Source organism: uncultured Rhodospira sp. (assembly GCF_937138205.1).
Taxonomy (GTDB): Bacteria; Pseudomonadota; Alphaproteobacteria; order Rhodospirillales; family Rhodospirillaceae; genus Rhodospira.
This window is the reverse complement of the sequence record NZ_CAKZOT010000107.1, coordinates 82,028-98,776: the sequence shown is the minus strand read 5'-3', so window position 1 is coordinate 98,776 and position 16,749 is coordinate 82,028. Positions and strand designations below refer to the sequence as shown.

The 16,749-nt window shown below is 66.9% G+C and carries 15 protein-coding genes and 1 pseudogene; 8 read left to right on the top strand and 8 right to left on the bottom strand.

Features of this window, described 5'->3' with window-relative positions; all coding sequences use genetic code 11:
* Positions 1 to 105 precede the first annotated feature (105 nt).
* From Q0309_RS15480 to Q0309_RS15470, 3 genes are all read right to left on the bottom strand, one after another.
* Positions 106 to 543, bottom strand: a complete 438-nt coding sequence (locus Q0309_RS15480; protein WP_299443151.1) for a hypothetical protein — start codon at positions 541 to 543, stop codon at positions 106 to 108.
* Between the two features lie 241 nt (positions 544 to 784).
* Positions 785 to 1,261, bottom strand: coding sequence for a M67 family metallopeptidase (locus tag Q0309_RS15475; protein ID WP_299443149.1), 477 nt, complete (start codon positions 1,259 to 1,261; stop codon positions 785 to 787).
* Positions 1,258 to 1,569 (bottom strand): hypothetical protein, encoded by a 312-nt coding sequence (locus Q0309_RS15470; protein ID WP_299443146.1) that lies wholly within the window; start codon positions 1,567 to 1,569, stop codon positions 1,258 to 1,260. Before Q0309_RS15470 ends, Q0309_RS15475 begins: the two co-directional genes overlap by 4 nt.
* A gap of 67 nt (positions 1,570 to 1,636) precedes the next feature.
* Here Q0309_RS15470 and Q0309_RS15465 point away from each other — a divergent pair, with 67 nt between their 5' ends.
* Positions 1,637 to 2,623, top strand: coding sequence for an RluA family pseudouridine synthase (locus Q0309_RS15465; RefSeq protein ID WP_299443144.1), 987 nt, complete (start codon positions 1,637 to 1,639; stop codon positions 2,621 to 2,623).
* 164 nt (positions 2,624 to 2,787) lie between these two features.
* Positions 2,788 to 3,705, top strand: coding sequence for an RNA polymerase sigma factor RpoH (rpoH, locus tag Q0309_RS15460; RefSeq protein ID WP_299443142.1), 918 nt, complete (start codon positions 2,788 to 2,790; stop codon positions 3,703 to 3,705).
* Between the two features lie 185 nt (positions 3,706 to 3,890).
* Here rpoH and Q0309_RS15455 read toward each other — a convergent pair whose 3' ends face one another.
* From Q0309_RS15455 to Q0309_RS15440, 4 genes and pseudogenes are all read right to left on the bottom strand, one after another.
* The gene (locus Q0309_RS15455) at positions 3,891 to 4,097 is read right to left on the bottom strand and encodes a hypothetical protein (protein WP_299443231.1); all 207 of its coding nucleotides are present in this window, start codon (positions 4,095 to 4,097) and stop codon (positions 3,891 to 3,893) included.
* 134 nt (positions 4,098 to 4,231) lie between these two features.
* A pseudogene (locus Q0309_RS15450) lies at positions 4,232 to 4,573 on the bottom strand (integrase core domain-containing protein).
* 114 nt (positions 4,574 to 4,687) lie between these two features.
* Positions 4,688 to 5,563, bottom strand: coding sequence for an alpha/beta hydrolase (locus tag Q0309_RS15445; protein WP_299443139.1), 876 nt, complete (start codon positions 5,561 to 5,563; stop codon positions 4,688 to 4,690).
* Between the two features lie 38 nt (positions 5,564 to 5,601).
* Complete coding sequence (locus Q0309_RS15440) at positions 5,602 to 7,413, bottom strand: long-chain fatty acid--CoA ligase (RefSeq protein ID WP_299443136.1); 1,812 nt, start codon at positions 7,411 to 7,413, stop codon at positions 5,602 to 5,604.
* A 224-nt stretch (positions 7,414 to 7,637) separates the two neighbouring features.
* On the opposite strand from Q0309_RS15440, the gene Q0309_RS15435 reads away from it, so the two are divergent.
* From Q0309_RS15435 to Q0309_RS15410, 6 genes are all read left to right on the top strand, one after another.
* Positions 7,638 to 9,497, top strand: a complete 1,860-nt coding sequence (locus Q0309_RS15435) for a M3 family oligoendopeptidase (protein ID WP_299443133.1) — start codon at positions 7,638 to 7,640, stop codon at positions 9,495 to 9,497.
* A 3-nt stretch (positions 9,498 to 9,500) separates the two neighbouring features.
* A complete protein-coding gene (locus tag Q0309_RS15430; RefSeq protein WP_299443130.1) occupies positions 9,501 to 10,892 on the top strand; it encodes a lipopolysaccharide core heptose(II) kinase RfaY in 1,392 nt (463 codons plus the stop codon).
* Between the two features lie 235 nt (positions 10,893 to 11,127).
* The gene (locus Q0309_RS15425; protein ID WP_299443126.1) at positions 11,128 to 12,417 is read left to right on the top strand and encodes a diguanylate cyclase; all 1,290 of its coding nucleotides are present in this window, start codon (positions 11,128 to 11,130) and stop codon (positions 12,415 to 12,417) included.
* A gap of 171 nt (positions 12,418 to 12,588) precedes the next feature.
* Positions 12,589 to 13,008, top strand: coding sequence for a response regulator (locus Q0309_RS15420; protein ID WP_299443123.1), 420 nt, complete (start codon positions 12,589 to 12,591; stop codon positions 13,006 to 13,008).
* Between the two features lie 142 nt (positions 13,009 to 13,150).
* A complete protein-coding gene (locus Q0309_RS15415) occupies positions 13,151 to 14,152 on the top strand; it encodes a glycosyltransferase family 2 protein (protein WP_299443120.1) in 1,002 nt (333 codons plus the stop codon).
* A complete protein-coding gene (locus Q0309_RS15410) occupies positions 14,149 to 14,544 on the top strand; it encodes a GtrA family protein (protein ID WP_299443116.1) in 396 nt (131 codons plus the stop codon). Before Q0309_RS15415 ends, Q0309_RS15410 begins: the two co-directional genes overlap by 4 nt.
* 22 nt (positions 14,545 to 14,566) lie before the next feature.
* On the opposite strand, the gene Q0309_RS15405 is transcribed toward Q0309_RS15410, so the two are convergent.
* Positions 14,567 to 16,684 carry a DUF6311 domain-containing protein gene (locus Q0309_RS15405; protein WP_299443113.1) on the bottom strand — a complete coding sequence of 706 codons (2,118 nt, stop codon included), beginning with the start codon at positions 16,682 to 16,684 and terminating at the stop codon, positions 14,567 to 14,569.
* Between the last annotated feature and the right edge of the window lie 65 nt (positions 16,685 to 16,749).

Below are 16,749 nucleotides of genomic sequence, written 5' to 3'. Positions count from 1 at the left end.
ATCCCATGGTGGATCGCGATCGAGGGTGAAGGCTGGCAGGCCAAAGGCACGTGACGAACGGGCTGGCGGACTGCCAGCTTTTTTTGTGTCGCGCAGCCTCTGGCGTTACCAGTTGGAGCCGGGAAGACGAGCCCTGAGTTGCGCTCGCGTCGTTTCCGAGAACGTTGTGCAAATCTCAGGTGGGATCTTCATCAGAATATCCTTGTGAACATTTGCATAGACATCAATGAGCTGCCCGCGATCGAGCATCACGCTTTCCGACTTTTCCGACATTTCGACGACATTCAAGAGGAAAAATACATACTGGTAGTAAATTTTCGTCTGTTCGGAATTAAGCTCGCCCACGCGCTCCGGTTCCCAGTTCAGAACATAGGGGTGGTCAATGCCGATCTGAATGGAATCGAGGTGCGCCCGATACACCAGCATGGTGGTATCCCGGCGTTGCCGCTTCAGAAAAAGGAATATGGACACCGAAAGTGACAAGACAGCAATGATCGCACTGACGATCGAAACAATGACGATCGAAACAATGATCGATGCCATTTTTCACCTCAAGGAGCAACGTGCGGCGAGCCCCGTTTCCATCGCGTCGGCTGTGCCTGCGGCGTGGATCGGCTCGTTCGGTTGCAGGCGCTCGCTCACTGCAACGCAAAGGCTATCGCTTGGGGACGTGAACCCCGCAAACGCCCCGAAAATATAAGGGGGGCCAGCGGCGTCCGCAATGCGATGGTCGCCTGCATTCGAAACGCCGCCAGCCCCTGGTATTGGCCTCCGACGGACGGCGTCAGATTGGCCCCTCGACGCGCAGTACGACGGGCCGAAACCCGACCGCCCCCTCCGGCCCGGCCGGACCGACCACCGCCCACGCCGTCAGGTCCGGTGCCGGGTCGTCCCCACCGCGCAACCCAATGATCAGCCACACCAGGTCCGGTTCATAGGCCGCCCGGCGGTCGGTTTCGCTGGGCACCGGATCGCTCCCGGGGTGGGAATGGAAATGGCCCACGATCCGGCACGGACCGCCGCGTAGCGCCCGCGTCAGCGCGATGCGGGCGGCCGGGTCCACCTCGAAGCGATCGGGCCGCCCGCTGGTGTCAACGTTGGCGGTCGGATGCGCGGCCTCGACTCGCACGGTCCCGTCGGGCCGGTCGCGACCACTCAACAGCCCGCAGGCCTCGGCGGGCCACCCGGCGCGGACATGGTCCAGGATCACCGCCCGGACCTCGGCCGGCATCAGCACCGCGCGCGGATGCGCCTCGCTCACCGGTCCGCCGGCCCGGTGACGAGCACCGTTCCCAAATGGCGCCCGTCGGCCAGGTCGACCACCGCCACGCGGTCGGGTCGGCCACCCCCGGTCAGCCCCAGCAGCAGACGCCCCGCGCCGTCCGTGCGCATGTGGGCAATGCGCGTGCCCTCCGGCTCGTCCAGGGCGGCCGGCCCGAACGTCGCCTCACGATTGTCTTCGTGTTGGCGCATTTTGTCGGATTGCTGGATCATGCCGTACCCTAACAACCCGAGCCCCAGGACGAGCAGAACGCCCATGAAGACGACCAGACTCTTGACAGCGACCATGCGGCGAATCCTCGGTGTGGTGGGGACGGATGACAGCGATCATCCGCCCCAGGTTTAAGGGACTCCCATGACCGAGGGCAACGACTCCCCCGCGTCTCCGCCCCCCTTCGTCGCCACCGTCCCGGCCGACGCGGCCGGTCAGCGCCTGGATCGCTGGCTGGCGGGAACCCACAGCGGCCATTCGCGTTCTCGACTCAAGGTCTTGATCGAAGGGGGTGCCTTGACCATGGACGGCGTGGTGGTGACAGAGCCGGGACGGCGCCTGAAGGCGGGCGAGGTGGTGCGCCTGGCCGAACCGCCGCCGGTCGACCCGACGCCGCGCCCCAGCGCCATGCCGCTGACGGTGGCGTTCGAGGACGCGCACCTCGTCGTCGTCGACAAGCCAGCCGGCATGGTGGTGCACCCGGCCCCGGGCAACGCGGACAACACCCTGGTCAACGCCCTCCTGGCGCACTGCGGCGACAGCCTGTCGGGAATCGGCGGCGTGCGCCGCCCGGGCATCGTCCACCGCCTGGACAAGGAGACTAGCGGACTCATGGTGGTCGCCAAGACCGACCGGGCGCATCGGACGCTTGCCGCACAATTTGCTGACCGGACCCTGCATCGGGTGTATCATGCATTGGTGTGGGGTGTGCCCAGCCCGGCGGCGGGCGAGATCGAGGGCGCCATCGGCCGGCACCCGACCCAGCGGACCCGCATGGCCGTCGTTGCCGAGGGCGGCAAGCCGGCGTTGACCCGCTATCGGACGCTGCGGGCGTGGGGCACGGCGCTGTCCCTGGTGGAATGCCGCCTGGCGACCGGCCGGACCCATCAGATTCGCGTGCACATGACCCACATTGGTCACCCCCTGGTCGGCGACGCGACATATGGTCGGCCGCCCCGCCGGCCGCCGCTGCCGCCCGAGGTCATGGCGCCCCTGATCGCCCTGCCCCGGCAGGCGCTGCACGCCGTGGCGATCGGGTTCCGCCATCCGGAGACTGGTGAACCGATGACGTTCGAGTCCCGTATGCCGGATGTGATCACCGACATCCTGACCCGCCTGAACGCGATGTAACCTTGGCGGCCTCATTTCTGACCAATTCGGTACAGTATGATTGGACTCGGGCATGGAGGCAGGTTAGGATCACTCCAACAAGTTCGGCAGGGCTTCTCGGTCCCGCCGAGACAGGCACCAAGCCCCCGTCCAACGCGCGGGGCCGGAAACAAGGAGAGCGACTCATGGCGAACGCACCCGGCGGCCTCCTTGGCCTCGAACCGGAAAGCAATCTGTCGCGGTACCTCCAGAACATCCGCAAGTACCCGATGCTGGCCCCGGATGAGGAGTACATGCTGGCCAAGCGCTATCGGGACACCGAGGACAGCGACGCCGCGCACCGGCTGGTCTCCAGCCACCTGCGCTTGGTGGCCAAGATCGCCATGGGCTATCGTGGCTATGGGCTGCCGATGGGCGAGGTGATCTCCGAAGGCAACGTCGGCCTGATGCAGGCGGTCAAGCGCTTCGATCCGGACCGGGGCTTCCGGCTGGCCACCTATGCCATGTGGTGGATTCGCGCCTCGATCCAGGAATACATCCTGCATTCCTGGTCGCTGGTGAAGATGGGCACCACGGCCGCGCAGAAGAAGCTGTTCTTCAACCTGCGCAAGATGAAGGGCCAGCTCCAGCTCATGGAGGACGGCGACCTGCCGTTCGAGAGCGTCACCGAGATCGCCACCAAGCTGGGCGTGCCGGAACAGGACGTGGTCAACATGAACCGCCGCCTGGGCAGCCCCGACCACTCGCTGAACGCGCCGGTCCGCATGGACGGCGAGGGCGAGTGGCAGGATTGGTTGGTCGATGACGGCGAGAGCCAGGAGTCGATGCTGGCCGACCACGAGGAACTGGGCCAGCGCCGCGACCTGCTGGCCCGGGCGATGGACACCCTGAACCAGCGCGAGCGCCATATCCTGACCGAGCGGCGCCTGAGCGAGGAGCCGATGACGCTGGAGGACCTCTCCCGCGAATACGGCATCTCGCGCGAGCGGGTGCGCCAGATCGAGGTGCGCGCGTTCGAGAAGCTGCAACAGTGGATGCACCGCGCCGCTCCCGGCGGTGGCTCCGACGCCGCCTCGCGCGAGCCCATGCCGGCGATGGCGTGACGCGCCCCGTGTAATACCGGCCGACGAATGAAGTCAGTTCATTCTTCGGCCGGTGTAACTCATTGAAATACAGTTTTTTGACGAATGACCCCGTGCCGATCGTAGGTCATTTGGCCAGGTCGGTTCACAGTCGGAGGCCTGTCATGGCCGGGTCTACAACTCGGCCATCACGAGGTGGCGGCAGGTCACGTACAGCGCCACGGCGAACCCACTGTTGACCTTACCCCGAAAAAGTGGACACCGGTTTGTGCGGCACGACGCTCGGCCTGCTCTGGTGTGATGTAGCCGAGCGCAGAGTGCAGGCGCCGACGATTGTAATAGCCTTCGATGGAGGCGAACAGGTCGCGCTTGGCCCAGCCGACCACGTTGTGGCTGAACAGGTCGAGGACCACAGAGGTGGCCGGAGTCGTCGAGACAGCGTTTGGCGGATTTTTAGTGGAACGCCTGCGGTGGGTGAACCGCCCCCGGGGCCCCTGCACGGAGGGCGGAGCCCGACCGGAAGGGGCCCAAGGGGCGGCGGTAATCATCATGCGGCCATGGCCTCCGGGATCGTCGCCCCATAGGCCGCGTCCGGCGTCCGGCCGCCGACGGAAGAATGCGGCCGGCGGCTGTTGTAGAAGAACAGATACTGGCCGATCTTCGCGTGCAGTTCCTTGACGTCCACGGCCGGGGCGGAGCCGCCCGCCGCCGGGTCGCCGAACACGCCCACAGCCCCCTCCAGAAGCTGGGCGCGTCACGCCGTGATCTGGTTCGGGTGGACGTCGAACTGCGGCGCCGGCTCGGCCAGCGTGTTCTCGCCCTTGATGGCCGCAAGGGCTACCTTCGCCTTGAAAGCCGGCGCGTGGTTCCGGCGCGGTCGTCTCGCCATAAGATGTCTCATGTCTCGGCATCGTCGCCGATTTCAGGCAGGAGATCCACTGACCGCCGTGTCCAAATTTCCCCGACCAGCTCTGTCCTTGCCGGCCTTGGCGGACCGCGCCGATCAGCCGTTCAAGAAAAACCCGCGCAGCGCCGCCAGAGTCTCGGCCGGGCGCTCCTCGGCAAGGAAATGGCCGGCGTCCACGGTCTGTCCGGTGACGTCCGTCGCTTTTTCACGCCAAGTCTCCAACACGTCATAGGTCTTCTCCATCACGCCCCGCCCGCCCCACAGCACGAGCAGGGGGCAGCGGACGCGCGCGGTCAGGTCGGCCTCGTCGTGGACAAGGTCGATGGTGGCGGCGGCGCGGTAGTCCTCGCAGGTGGCGTGAATGCAGGCCGGATCACGGAAGGCGCGGCGGTATTCCGCGAGAGCCTCGGGCGCGAAGGCGTCTAGGCCGGTGCCCCAGGCTCCCAGCTTCCAGTCGAGGTAGAAGTCAGGATCGCTGCCAATCAGCCGCTCCGGCAGCGGTGTCGGCTGCGCCAGGAACGTCCAGTGATAGTAACTCATGGCGATGGCGCTCTGGAACCGGGTGAACATGGTGTGCGTCGGCACGATGTCGAGCACCGCCGCGCGGGTGACCCGGTCCGCGTGGTCGAGACACAGCCGGTGTGTGACGCGTGCGCCACGGTCGTGACCAGCGACGGCGAAAGTCTCGTACCCCAGGGCCGTCATTAATGCCGCCATGTCGGCCGCCATGGTGCGCTTGCTGTAGGTGAGGTGTTGTGCGTCGCCAACGGGCTTTTCACTGTCGCCATAGCCGCGCAGGTCCGGGCAAACCAGGGTGAAGCGATCGGCCAGGCCCGGTGCGACGCGGTGCCACATGGCGTGGGTCTGCGGGTACCCGTGCAGCAACAGCAGGGGGGCGCCGTCACCGCCCATCCAGACGGCCACTTCGACGCCGTTGGCCGTGATCTGATGGCGTGAGAATCCCTCGAACATGAAGGTCTCCTCCTTGGCGGCGCAGCGCTCTCGGCGCTTTACCCCCCGTACAGGCCCTCCAGGCGGGGGCCGTAGACGGCCTTCAGGATATGCCGGCGGACCTTCATGGTCGGCGTCATCTGGTCGTTGTCGACGGTGAACGGCTCCGGCGCGATCATGAACTTGCGCACCTTCTCGATCTGCCCGAGCTTGCCGTTGACGCGGCCCACGGCCTCGGCCATGGCCTTGCGCAGGTCCGGATCCTCGGCCAGGTCGGCCAGGCCACCGTCCTTGCCGGCCTGGGCGGACCAGGACCGCAGCCAGTCCTCGTCCGGCACCAGCAGCCCCACCAGGTGCGGCCGGCGGTCGCCGTAGACCATGGCCTGGCCGATCTCCGGTTCCAGGCACAGCAGCCCCTCGACCCGTTGCGGCGAGACGTTGTCCCCGCCCGAATTGACGATGATGTCCTTCTTGCGGTCGGTGATCTGGATGCAGCCGTGTTCGTCGATCAGGCCGACGTCGCCGGTGTGCAGCCAGCCCTCGGCGTCCACGGTCTCGCGGGTGGCCTTGTCGTTGTTCCAGTAGCCCTTCATGACGAGGTCGCCCTTGACCAGGATCTCCCCGTCCTCGGCGATGCGCACGGCCGTGTCCCGCAGCGGTGGGCCGACGGTGTGCATCCGCACCTGCCCCGGGATGTTGCAACTGATGACGGGGGAGGATTCCGTCTGGCCGTAGCCTTGCAGGATGGGGACGCCGAGGGCGTGGAAGAACAGGCCGACGTCGACGTTGAGCGGCCCGCCGCCGGAGACCATGGCCTTCAGGCGCCCGCCGAAGCGCTTGGCGACCTTCTTGCGCACCAGGAGGCCGAGCACGCTGTTCATGATCCGCTCGCCCAGGGTCATCTGCTCGGGGGTGTGGTACGTCTTCAGGCCCAGGTCCAGCGCCCGCTGGAACAGCTTGCGCTTGCCCTCGCTCTGGCTTTCCAGCCCGCGCAGCACGCGCGTGCGCATGGTCTCGTACAGGCGCGGCACGGCGGTCATGATGGTCGGTCGTGCCTCGACCATGTTGACGGCGAGGCGGTCGATCCCCTCGGCGAACCAGATCTCGGCGCCGATGGAGATGGGGAAGTGCATCCCCGCCGTGTGCTCGTACGAATGCGACAGCGGCAGGAAGGACAGGAACACCTCGCGGCCCAGGCCGATCCGCTTCAGCACCGTGTAGGCGCCTCGGCAGTTGTGCAGGATGTTGCGGTGGCTGAGCATGACGCCCTTGGGCGCGCCGCCGGTGCCGCTGGTGTAGATGATGGTGGCCAGGTCGTCGGGCTCGATGGCCGCCAGCGTGGGCGGGCGCGGCCGGTCGGCGTGGCGGGTGACCAGGGCGTCCCAGGCCACCACGTCGATGCCGGTGTGCTGGTGCAGGTGCGGGTCCTCGATGGCGATGGCCCACGGCGTCACCCGCGCCTGGGCGGCCGCCTCAAGGGCTCGCTTGGCGAGCTTGGGCGTGGAGACGACCATCGCCTTGGACCCCGAATCGTCGAGGACGTGCAAGTGATCGGCCACCGTGTTGGTGACGTAGCAGGGGACGACCACGGCCCCGGCCATCAGGATGGCCAGATCGGCGATGAACCATTCCGGCCGATTCTCGGAGATCAGCGCCACCCGGTCACCGGGCTCGATCCCCTGGTCGAGCAGGGCGTTGGCCAGGGCCAGCGCCTCGCGCTGCACGCTGCGCCACGAGACCGGCAGGTACTTGCCGTCCACCTTGCGCCGCAGCAGCGGCTGGTCCTTGAAACGGGCGGCTTGGGTCAGGAAGACGTCGATCAGGTCGGAGGCGGACTCAAAATCGACGGCGCGGCGGCTGTCGGATGGCACGGACGTTGCTCCCCCGTTTAACTCGTCTCGGGCGCCCCCCCGGGTCCCGGGCGCGGGCGGACCGCGTTGTCATTGTTTTGTGTTTTTCGATTTTGCCGTCCTTTCTTCTCCGGCTGGCCCCTGGAACGCAAGCGAGAAGTGAACGAGTCGGGACAGCGGATGCCGGCGGAGTGGATCCCGTCCCTGGCCGACCCCATATCGGCAACGGACGAAGGAGATTGCGCATGACTGGAACCCCCTTGATGACCCCGCCCGACACGATCCCGCCGCGCCTGCCGGAAGGGGGCGCCGCCGCCTCGCCCACAGCGGAGTCGTCGCCGTCGGCGTCGCTGCCCGCCTGGGACCTGAGCGACCTTTACGCCGGTCCGGACGATCCGCGTTTGCACGCGGACCTGGACCAGGCGGCCACCGCCGCCGAGGCCTTCCGCAAGCAGCACGTGGACCGGGTGGGCGACCTGTCCGGCGCCGACCTGGGCACGGCCATCGCCGCGTTCGAGCGCATCAGCGAGACCCTGTACCGGGTCATGTCCTTCGCCCAACTGCTGCACGCCGTTGATCAGACCGACGCCGAGATCGGGCGGTTCTATCAGGGGATGCAGGAGCGGGTGACCGAGATTTCCTCGCACCTGCTGTTCTTCACGCTGGAGATCAACCAGCTTGCCGACGACGCCCTGGCGGCGCGGCTGACCGCCCCCGAAACGGCCCACTATGCCCCGTGGCTGCGCGACGTGCGGGCCTTCCGCGAGCATGAGCTGCCCGAGGCCATGGAGCGCCTGCTGCACGAGAAGGACGTCGCGGGCCGCTCCGCCTGGGTGCGGCTGTTCGACGAGACGATGGCCCACCTGCGGTTCGACATCGACGGGCGCGCCTGCACGGTGACCGAGGCGCTGGACCAGTTGTCCGACAGCGACCGCGCCCGCCGCGAAAAGGCCGCCCGCGCCATCGGCGCCGGCCTGTCGGCCAACAGCCGCCTGTTCGCGCACGTCACCAACACGCTGGCCAAGGACAAGCAGATCGAGGACCAGTGGCGCCGCTACGACCATCCCATGGCCGCGCGCAACCTGGCCAACCATGTCGAGGACGAGGTGGTCGACGCCCTGGTGACGGCGGTCAAGGACACCTACGCCGACACGGCGCATCGCTACTATGCCCTCAAGGCGCGCTGGTTCGGGCAGGAGAAGCTGGCGACCTGGGACCGCAACGCTCCCCTGCCCGACGCCGAGGACCGGCGGTTCACCTGGGACCAGGCGCGCCAGACCGTGCTGGACGCCTACGGCGCGTTCAGCCCGCGCCTGGCCGATCTCGGCCGGCGTTTCTTCGACAACCCGTGGATCGACGTGCCGCCGCGCCCGGGCAAGACGTCCGGGGCGTTCGCCCACCCGACCGTGCCGTCGGCGCACCCGTACCTGCTGCTGAACTACATGGGGCGGACGCGCGACGTGATGACGCTGGCGCACGAGTTGGGCCACGGCGTCCACCAACTGCTGGCCGCGCCCAAGGGCGTGCTGATGGCCGACACGCCGCTGACTCTGGCCGAGACCGCGTCGGTGTTCGGCGAGATGCTGACCTTCCGCGCCATGCTGGATGCCGAGACCGACCCGCGCCGCCGCCGCACCATGCTGGCCGGCAAGGTCGAGGACATGTTGAACACCGTGGTCCGCCAGATCGCCTTCCACGAATTCGAACGCCGGGTGCACACCGAACGCCGCGAGGGCGCCTTGTCGGAAGAGCGGCTCAACACCATCTGGCTGGACGTGCAGGCCGAAAGCCTGGGGCCGGCGTTCGACTTCGACGACGGGTACAAGGTGTTCTGGGCATATATCCCACATTTCGTGCACACCCCGTTCTACGTCTACGCCTACGCTTTCGGCGACTGTCTTGTGAACAGCCTCTACGCCGTTCACCAGGCCGGCACGGTCCCCGGGTTCCAGGACAAGTACCTGGAGATGCTGGCCGCCGGCGGGACGGTGCGGCACCGCGAGTTGCTGGCGCCGTTCGGGCTGGACGCCGGCGATCCGGGCTTCTGGCGCCAGGGGCTGGGCGTGTTGACGGGGTTCATCGACGAACTGGAACAGGTGGCCTGACCGATGGCAGAGAACGACAGGCGTGAATCCAACAACCTGGGCGGCCGCGTCCGCCGCTACGCCCAGGTTTCGACGAGCATGGGCGGATTCGCCGCCCGTGCCGCCGGCGAACGCTATCTGGGCATGAAGTTCGACAAGTCCCGGCAGGCGGAGGAGTTGCGCGCGGCCTTGGGCGGGCTGAAGGGACCGCTCATGAAGGTGGCGCAGCTGCTGTCCTCCATCCCCGAGGCCTTGCCCGAGGAGTTCACGCGGGAGCTGTCGCAGTTGCAGTCCGACGCGCCGCACATGGGCGGACCGTTCGTGCGCCGGCGCATGAAGACGGAACTGGGCGCGGACTGGCAGGCCCGATTCGGCTCGTTCGAACCGACGGCCGCCGCCGCCGCTTCGCTGGGCCAAGTGCACCGCGCGACGCTGCACGACGGCACGCCGCTGGCCTGCAAGCTGCAGTACCCGGACATGGCGTCGGTGGTCGAGGCCGACCTGAGCCAGCTCAAGTGGATCATCACCCTGGCGCGGCGTTACAAGACCGGCATCGACCCCAGCGAGGTCCATGCGGAACTGAGCGAACGCCTGCGCGAGGAACTGGACTACGCGCGCGAGGCGCGCAACATGGCGCTGTACGAGCACATGCTGAAGGACGTGCCCACCGTGCAGGTGCCGCGCGTGATCCCCGAGCTGTCCACCCGCCGGCTGCTGACCATGACCTGGCTGGAGGGCCGGCGGCTGTTGGACTTCGTCGATGCGCCGGCCGAGGTGCGCAACCAGATCGCCATGAACATGTTCCACGCGTGGTACGTGCCATTCTACGAATTCGGTGTCATCCACGGCGATCCGCACCTGGGCAATTACACGGTCCGCGAGGACAACAGCATCAATCTCATGGACTTCGGCGGCATCCGCGTGTTCCGGCCGCGCTTCGTCAAGGGCGTCATCGACCTGTTCTTCGCGTTGCGCGACGACGACATGGACCGCGCGGTCGAGGCCTACAAGGACTGGGGCTTCGTCGATGTCGACCGGGAGATGATCGAGATCCTGAACATCTGGGCCCGGTTCCTCTATGGTCCGTTGATGGACGACCGCGCGCGCCGAATCCAGGAGGAACGAAGCGGCGGCCCCGTGAGCCGACAAGTCGCCGAAGGAATGCACGAAAAGCTGCGCCAGTCGGGCGGGGTCAAGGTCCCGCGCGAATTCGTGCTGATGCACCGCGCGGCCATTGGCCTGGGATCGGTCTTCACGCATCTGAAGGCGGAGATCAACTGGCACCAGCTGTTCCGCAATCTGATCGACGACTTCGATGTGGACGCCCTTGAGGCCCGCCAGAAGGCGGCGCTGGAGGCCGCAAGCCTCCATCTGGCCGACGAACCGGCGGAGGATGCGCGGCCACGGTCAGCCTGACGTCGAAAACGGGTCTCAGCCTGGCGATGCGTGTGTTTCGGGTCGGTTTACCCGACCTTATGACTTGACCAAGCGCGCCGATTTGGCGTTCAGTGATGAAACGAGATCGATTCAAATTCCGCCGTCCGTCGTGAGAGTCACTTGCCAAAGTTGTTTCTCGGGCCGTTGTGCACGGGGCGGCCTGTGAGGCGGGGGCGGGGGCTTGGCAGACGGTGCCACAACACCGAACGGGACCATGACTGCGCCGGACGCCCTGAAGTGCCTCCTGATCGAGGACAACGTCGCGGACGCCCGCCTGATCCAGTATCTGCTGGAGGACGCGGACGGCCCGACGTTGTCGTTCGTTCATGCCTCGTCGCTGGCGGATGCGCTTCGCCTGCTGGCGCGGGAGTCCTATGACATCATCCTTCTCGATCTGTCCCTGCCCGATTCCAGCGGGCTGGTGACCCTGGACACGGTGCATCAGGCCCGCGCCGACATCGCCGTTGTCGTCCTGACTGGCACCGACGCCACCGACATCGCCATCGGTGCCGTGCAGCGCGGCGCCCAGGACTATCTGGTCAAGGGGCGCGGGGATGGCCAGCTCATCAAGCGGGCCATCCTGTACGCGGTCGAGCGCCACCGCGCCAACCAGCGCCTGCTGCTGGCCGAGGCCGCATTCCGCAACATCGACACCGGCATCATGGTCACCGACGCCACCGGCAAGGTGGTGCGGGTCAACGCCGCCTTCACCGCCGTCACCGGCTACGACAGCGCCGAGGTGGTCGGCCGCCAGCCGAACATCCTGCGGTCGGGGGTGCATGAGGCGTCGTTCTATCAGAGCCTGTGGCGCCAGTTGCGCGAGACCGGGGCGTGGGAAGGCGAGATCTGGAACCGACGCAAGGACGGCAAGGTCTATCCGGAATGGCTGCGCATCAATGTGGTGACCGACGACAGCGGCGGCATCGCCGGCTATGTCGCGATCTTCAGCGACATCACCTTCCGGCGCCGGGCGGAGCAGGAGCTGCTGCGCCAGGCCACCACCGATCCCCTGACGGGGCTGGCGAACCGCCAGTTGTTCAACCGCTTGCTCACCAGCACCGTCGAGCAGGCGACGCGCTATCAACGCGATGCCGCGCTGCTGTTCATCGACCTTGACGGCTTCAAGGACATCAACGACACCGCCGGGCACACGGCGGGGGACGCCGTCCTGCGCGAGATCGGGAGCCGGCTGCGCGGCGCGGTGCGCATTTCCGATGAGGTGGCGCGCCTGGGGGGGGACGAGTTCGTGGTCATCCTGCCCGAGGTCAGGGGGCGTGAGGCCACGGCCGCCGTCGCCGAAAAACTATTGCAAGAAATCTCCCGGCCGTTTTCGCCTGAATACGGTGCAGCGGCGCTGACCGCCAGCATAGGCATTGCCATGGTGCCGGATGACGGCGTCAGCTACGAAAGCTTGCTCCATGCGGCCGATGCAGCCATGTACCAAGCGAAACGATCCGGCAAGAACGCGATCATGTTCTTCTCTGGACAGGCCGCCGCGTGCTAGCATTCTTCGTAAGGTTATTTGCAGCCCGGTCCGAGGCTGCCAGGGTGAAGGCAGGTCGGGTTGGTTCGACCGGCGACCGGAGGCCGGCCGCGTGTGGGTCGTGTGGGTCGTGCCCACCCTCGCGGTTGCAGCGCTCGGGGAAACAACGGTTTTCTGGGGTACGTCGAATTGATGGATATCTTGCTGGTCGAGGATAACCCGGGCGACGCACGCCTTGCGTCGGAGGCCTTCAAGGAAGGCGGATCCCAGACCCGATTGCATGTCGTGGCCGATGGAATCGAGGCCATGGCCTTCATGCGGGGCGAGGGCCGCTATGCCGATCTGCCGCGCCCCGACCTGGTGCTGCTGGACCTCAACCTGCCGCGCAAGGACGGCCGCGAGGTCCTGGCCGAGATCAAGCAGGACATCAAGCTGAAGCGCACGCCGGTCATCGTGCTGACGACATCCCAGGCGGAATCGGATGTCATGCACGGCTACGAACTGCACGCCAATTGCTACATCGTCAAGCCGGTGGACTTCGACCGGTTCATCGAGGTGGTCAAGGGCATCGAAAGCTTCTGGCGCAACATGGTCCGCCTGCCGCCGCATTGAGTGGGACCGTGCCCCATCCCCTGTCCGCCAAGTCCTGAGCGACCGCCCTTCGGTTCCACCGAAGGCAATGGCTGTGGACGATACAACAGAACCGACCGCTCCGCGCTTGGCGATCCCGGAAGACACTGAGGACCTCTCCCCCATGACCGAGCTTTCGCCCCGGGACCCTGCGGAGTGTGTCGCCGCCCATGCGGCACCGCCGGACCTCTCCGTCGTCGTACCCATGTACAACGAGGAAGAGGCCGTGGCGCCGTTCTTCGCGGAGGTTGTTCCGGAGTTGGAGCGCCTCGGGGTGTCGTGGGAGATCATTTGCGTCAACGACGGCAGCCGCGACAGAACCCTGGACTGCCTTCTCGACCATCGGGCGCGCGACAAGCGTATCGTTGTCCTTGATCTGAGCCGAAACTTCGGCAAGGAGGCGGCCCTGACGGCGGGCCTCGAACATGCGACGGGCCGCGCCGTCGTGCCGATGGACGTCGATCTCCAGGACCCGCCGGCCCTTCTTGGGGAGATGCTGGCGAAATGGCGCGAGGGCTACGACGTTGTCTTCGGCGTGCGGATATCGCGCGACTCCGACACCTGGGCCAAGAAACTGACGGCTCTCGGCTTCTATCGCCTGATCAACAGCATCAGCGCGTTCAAGATTCCAGAGAACGCGGGGGACTTCCGGCTGATGGACGCGCGCGTGGTGGCCGACGTCAATCGGCTGCGTGAACGCACGCGCTTCATGAAAGGGCTGTTCGCGTGGGTCGGGTACCGGCAGACAGCAGTGACCTACAGCCGCGAACCGCGCACGGCTGGAACCAGCAAATGGAACTACTGGAAGCTCTGGAATTTCGCGCTGGACGGCATCACGTCGTTCACCACCGCGCCGCTACGGATCTGGACCTACATTGGCTTGAGCGTCGCCGCACTCTCGTTTCTGTATGGGTTTTATCTGATTGTGCGAACGCTGTTCACAGGTGCGGATGTTCCCGGTTACGCGTCGCTGATGGTCGCCATTCTTTTCCTCAACGGCCTGCAAATGGTGTCGCTCGGGATTCTCGGGGAGTATGTGGGCCGCCTTTTCCATGAGGCGAAACAGCGCCCCGTCTATCTGCTGCGCGAGACCCACGGCGTGCCACGGCGAGAGTCCACACAATGACCGCCCGATCCCGATCCCTCTTGGACATCACCGGGGAAATCGCGCGCTTCGGCATCGTCGGCGTGACGGCCACGGCCGTTCACTACGGCGTCGCCTACGCCGTCGCCGCCGTGTTCGGGTATTATATCGGCAACGTCTTCGGCTACCTCGCGGCGGTCGGGGTTTCCTACCTCGGGCATCAACGGTGGACCTTCAAGACCGAGCGGATCGATCATCGCCGCCAGCTGCCGCGCTTCATCGCCACATCCCTTGGGGCCGTCGCCGCCAGCCAGGGTGTGCTGTTCGTCGCTCTGTCCCTGTTCGCCTGGCCCGATCCGTTGGCGCTGGCGGCGGCGGTCGCCACGGTCCCGCCCATCACGTTCCTGTTGACACGGTTCTGGGTGTTCCGGTGAGGCCGGCCACGACGGCCTGACCTTACTCCCCTTTGCCGGCAAAGACGTCGATGGTGCCGACCTCGATCGCACGCCGGTCCCAGTGGATGCGAACCACGTTGAACCCGCGCCGGTTGAGCGCCAGCTGGCGCCCGGCCGTGCTGATCGAGGCCCAGCTGCCAGCGGCATTGCCGGCGCTTTCGACGGTGAAACGCAGACCGCCAAGGGTTGCGGCCAGCGAGACGGGGGCGTCGCTTGCGAGATCCTCGGCCAACACCGCACCGTCGTGCAGAATCGCCGCGTAGGACTGCCGCCAGCCCAGTTCACCGATCAACCGGCTGCCGCGTTGCGACATCGCCTGGATGAAGGCGCTCGGCAGGTTCGTGGATGCCTCGTCCTTGACCGCCAGGATCAGCGAGCAGTCGGCCGCGCACCCCGCCACCAAAGACGCCAGCGACGGCGCGTCGAGCAGCATGACCCGATCGAACGGGAAGGCCGGCGCCGCCGGCAACGGCCGGCCGTCATTCCCTTCGGGCGGGAGGACGAACAGGCCGTCCAACAGGCCGAGGCGGTCGACATGGGGCGCCGACAGGAGGGAGAGGGCGGCGCCTCCAGATTCGGCCGTCGCGTCCTGGACGTACAGGGTGTCCGGGTCGGTGTCCCCACGCACGATGGCCTCGATCAGGCGCGCATTCGCGGCCGTCAACCGCGCGTGGTCGCGACGCGCGACGTAGGCGGCGGTGATCGGAACGCCCGCCCGGGCCGCCAGATGGGTCAGGGGATACAGAACCTCGGTGGCCATGGTGTCCGACGGGACTACCGACACGACCCGCGCCGCGTCCACCAGCTCGGCCCAGCGGTCGTCCTCCAGCCTCGACGGGTGCGCGGCGGGCGGCGGTCCCGTCAGCACGCCATGACGGACGTCGATCCATTGCAGGACAAGACAAACCGCGATAACCGCCAGCGCCCACCGGCGCGGCACCATCCGGTGCAGCAGTACGACGGCTCCGGCGAGGGCCGCCAACGGTACTGGCCACCACAACCGCCCTGACGAGCGCACCATGCTGGTGAGGGAGTCAGGCAGATTGTAGGTGAACAGAACGGTCTCGTCCCATGTAACGGTGTCCGACACGGCCAGGACCGTCAAGGTCGCCAGCGCCGCCAGCAGCCACCAACGGCGCCTTTGCCAGACCGGTCGCCGGTCCGGCGTGACACGCGCCCAGGCGTGCCGGGGATTGCTCGCGACAAGTCCGGCCGCGACCAGCAGCAGGGCCATGATCCCCACGCCCAGATACTGGAACCCTTCGTACTGGCCGGGTCCAACCGGACGGTGCGGAACGAGGGTTGACCAGTGCTCACCGACAGGGTTCAGTGGCGCGTTCAGGTTCATCGAGTAGTGACCGAACCCCCCGCCGGCGGCGCTGTCGACGGCAATCACGAAGTAACCCGCCAACCACATGACGCCGACCACGCCGGCCAGCACGCCCGCCGCCCGGCCGGCCGATAACGTCGCACCCCGTACCGTCCTCTCGCTCAGGACGCCCGGCGCCACCCAGGCCGCCCACAGGGCCAGCGCCATGAACAGCAGATAGAAATGCACCAGGGCGGCCACGATCAGGACGGCGAGGAAGTGCAGGTCCGTCGCCGCCGTGCGCGGCCGTGTCACGACGACCAGCGCCCACAGCAGGATCCATTGCGCGACCAGCGTGTCGTGACCGATGCGCGCCGTCATGCTGGGAATCAGCAGAAAGAGAAGCGCGCCAGCGCAGGCCGTCAGGTGATCCACCGACACCCGGCGCAGGAGAACGAAGGCCATCACCGGCTGCAGCACCCAGGCGGTGAACATCCACAGGCCGTTGAACTGAAACGACGCCGGCAGCACGCCGTCGAACAGCTTCAGGGGGATGGCCAGCAATGGCAGCGAATCCGTGTAGACGATGGATGTTCCCATCGGCCACAGCAGCATCGGATTGTACCCGAGCGGCAGGCTCCAGGGCGCCTGCCGGAAGGTGGCCCATCCCAGGTAGTGCTGGCCCCAGTCCCCAGGCCCGAACAGCCAGTCCACCGCCGTCGGATCGACGACCCCAGGGCCCAGTCCCCCCGCCAGGAACAGGACGGCTCCCGTCAGGCCAAGGACGAGAACGGCGGCGGCGGTCTTCATGCACACGGATCCTTTGGAGGGACATCGCCGGGCCGGGCGACCCGGCAAACGCCGCGTCGCCACGG

Excerpts from the sequence above, each read along its gene's own strand:
- Q0309_RS15480 (WP_299443151.1), bottom strand. The coding sequence starts at position 543 with ATGGCATCGATCATTGTTTCGATCGTCATTGTTTCGATCGTCAGTGCG.
- Q0309_RS15470 (WP_299443146.1), bottom strand. The coding sequence starts at position 1,569 with ATGGTCGCTGTCAAGAGTCTGGTCGTCTTCATGGGCGTTCTGCTCGTC.
- Q0309_RS15465 (WP_299443144.1), top strand. The coding sequence starts at position 1,637 with ATGACCGAGGGCAACGACTCCCCCGCGTCTCCGCCCCCCTTCGTCGCC.
- rpoH (WP_299443142.1), top strand. The coding sequence starts at position 2,788 with ATGGCGAACGCACCCGGCGGCCTCCTTGGCCTCGAACCGGAAAGCAAT.
- Q0309_RS15445 (WP_299443139.1), bottom strand. The coding sequence starts at position 5,563 with ATGTTCGAGGGATTCTCACGCCATCAGATCACGGCCAACGGCGTCGAA.
- Q0309_RS15435 (WP_299443133.1), top strand. The coding sequence starts at position 7,638 with ATGACTGGAACCCCCTTGATGACCCCGCCCGACACGATCCCGCCGCGC.
- Q0309_RS15430 (WP_299443130.1), top strand. The coding sequence starts at position 9,501 with ATGGCAGAGAACGACAGGCGTGAATCCAACAACCTGGGCGGCCGCGTC.
- Q0309_RS15425 (WP_299443126.1), top strand. The coding sequence starts at position 11,128 with ATGACTGCGCCGGACGCCCTGAAGTGCCTCCTGATCGAGGACAACGTC.
- Q0309_RS15420 (WP_299443123.1), top strand. The coding sequence starts at position 12,589 with ATGGATATCTTGCTGGTCGAGGATAACCCGGGCGACGCACGCCTTGCG.
- Q0309_RS15415 (WP_299443120.1), top strand. The coding sequence starts at position 13,151 with ATGACCGAGCTTTCGCCCCGGGACCCTGCGGAGTGTGTCGCCGCCCAT.
- Q0309_RS15410 (WP_299443116.1), top strand. The coding sequence starts at position 14,149 with ATGACCGCCCGATCCCGATCCCTCTTGGACATCACCGGGGAAATCGCG.
- Q0309_RS15405 (WP_299443113.1), bottom strand. The coding sequence starts at position 16,684 with ATGAAGACCGCCGCCGCCGTTCTCGTCCTTGGCCTGACGGGAGCCGTC.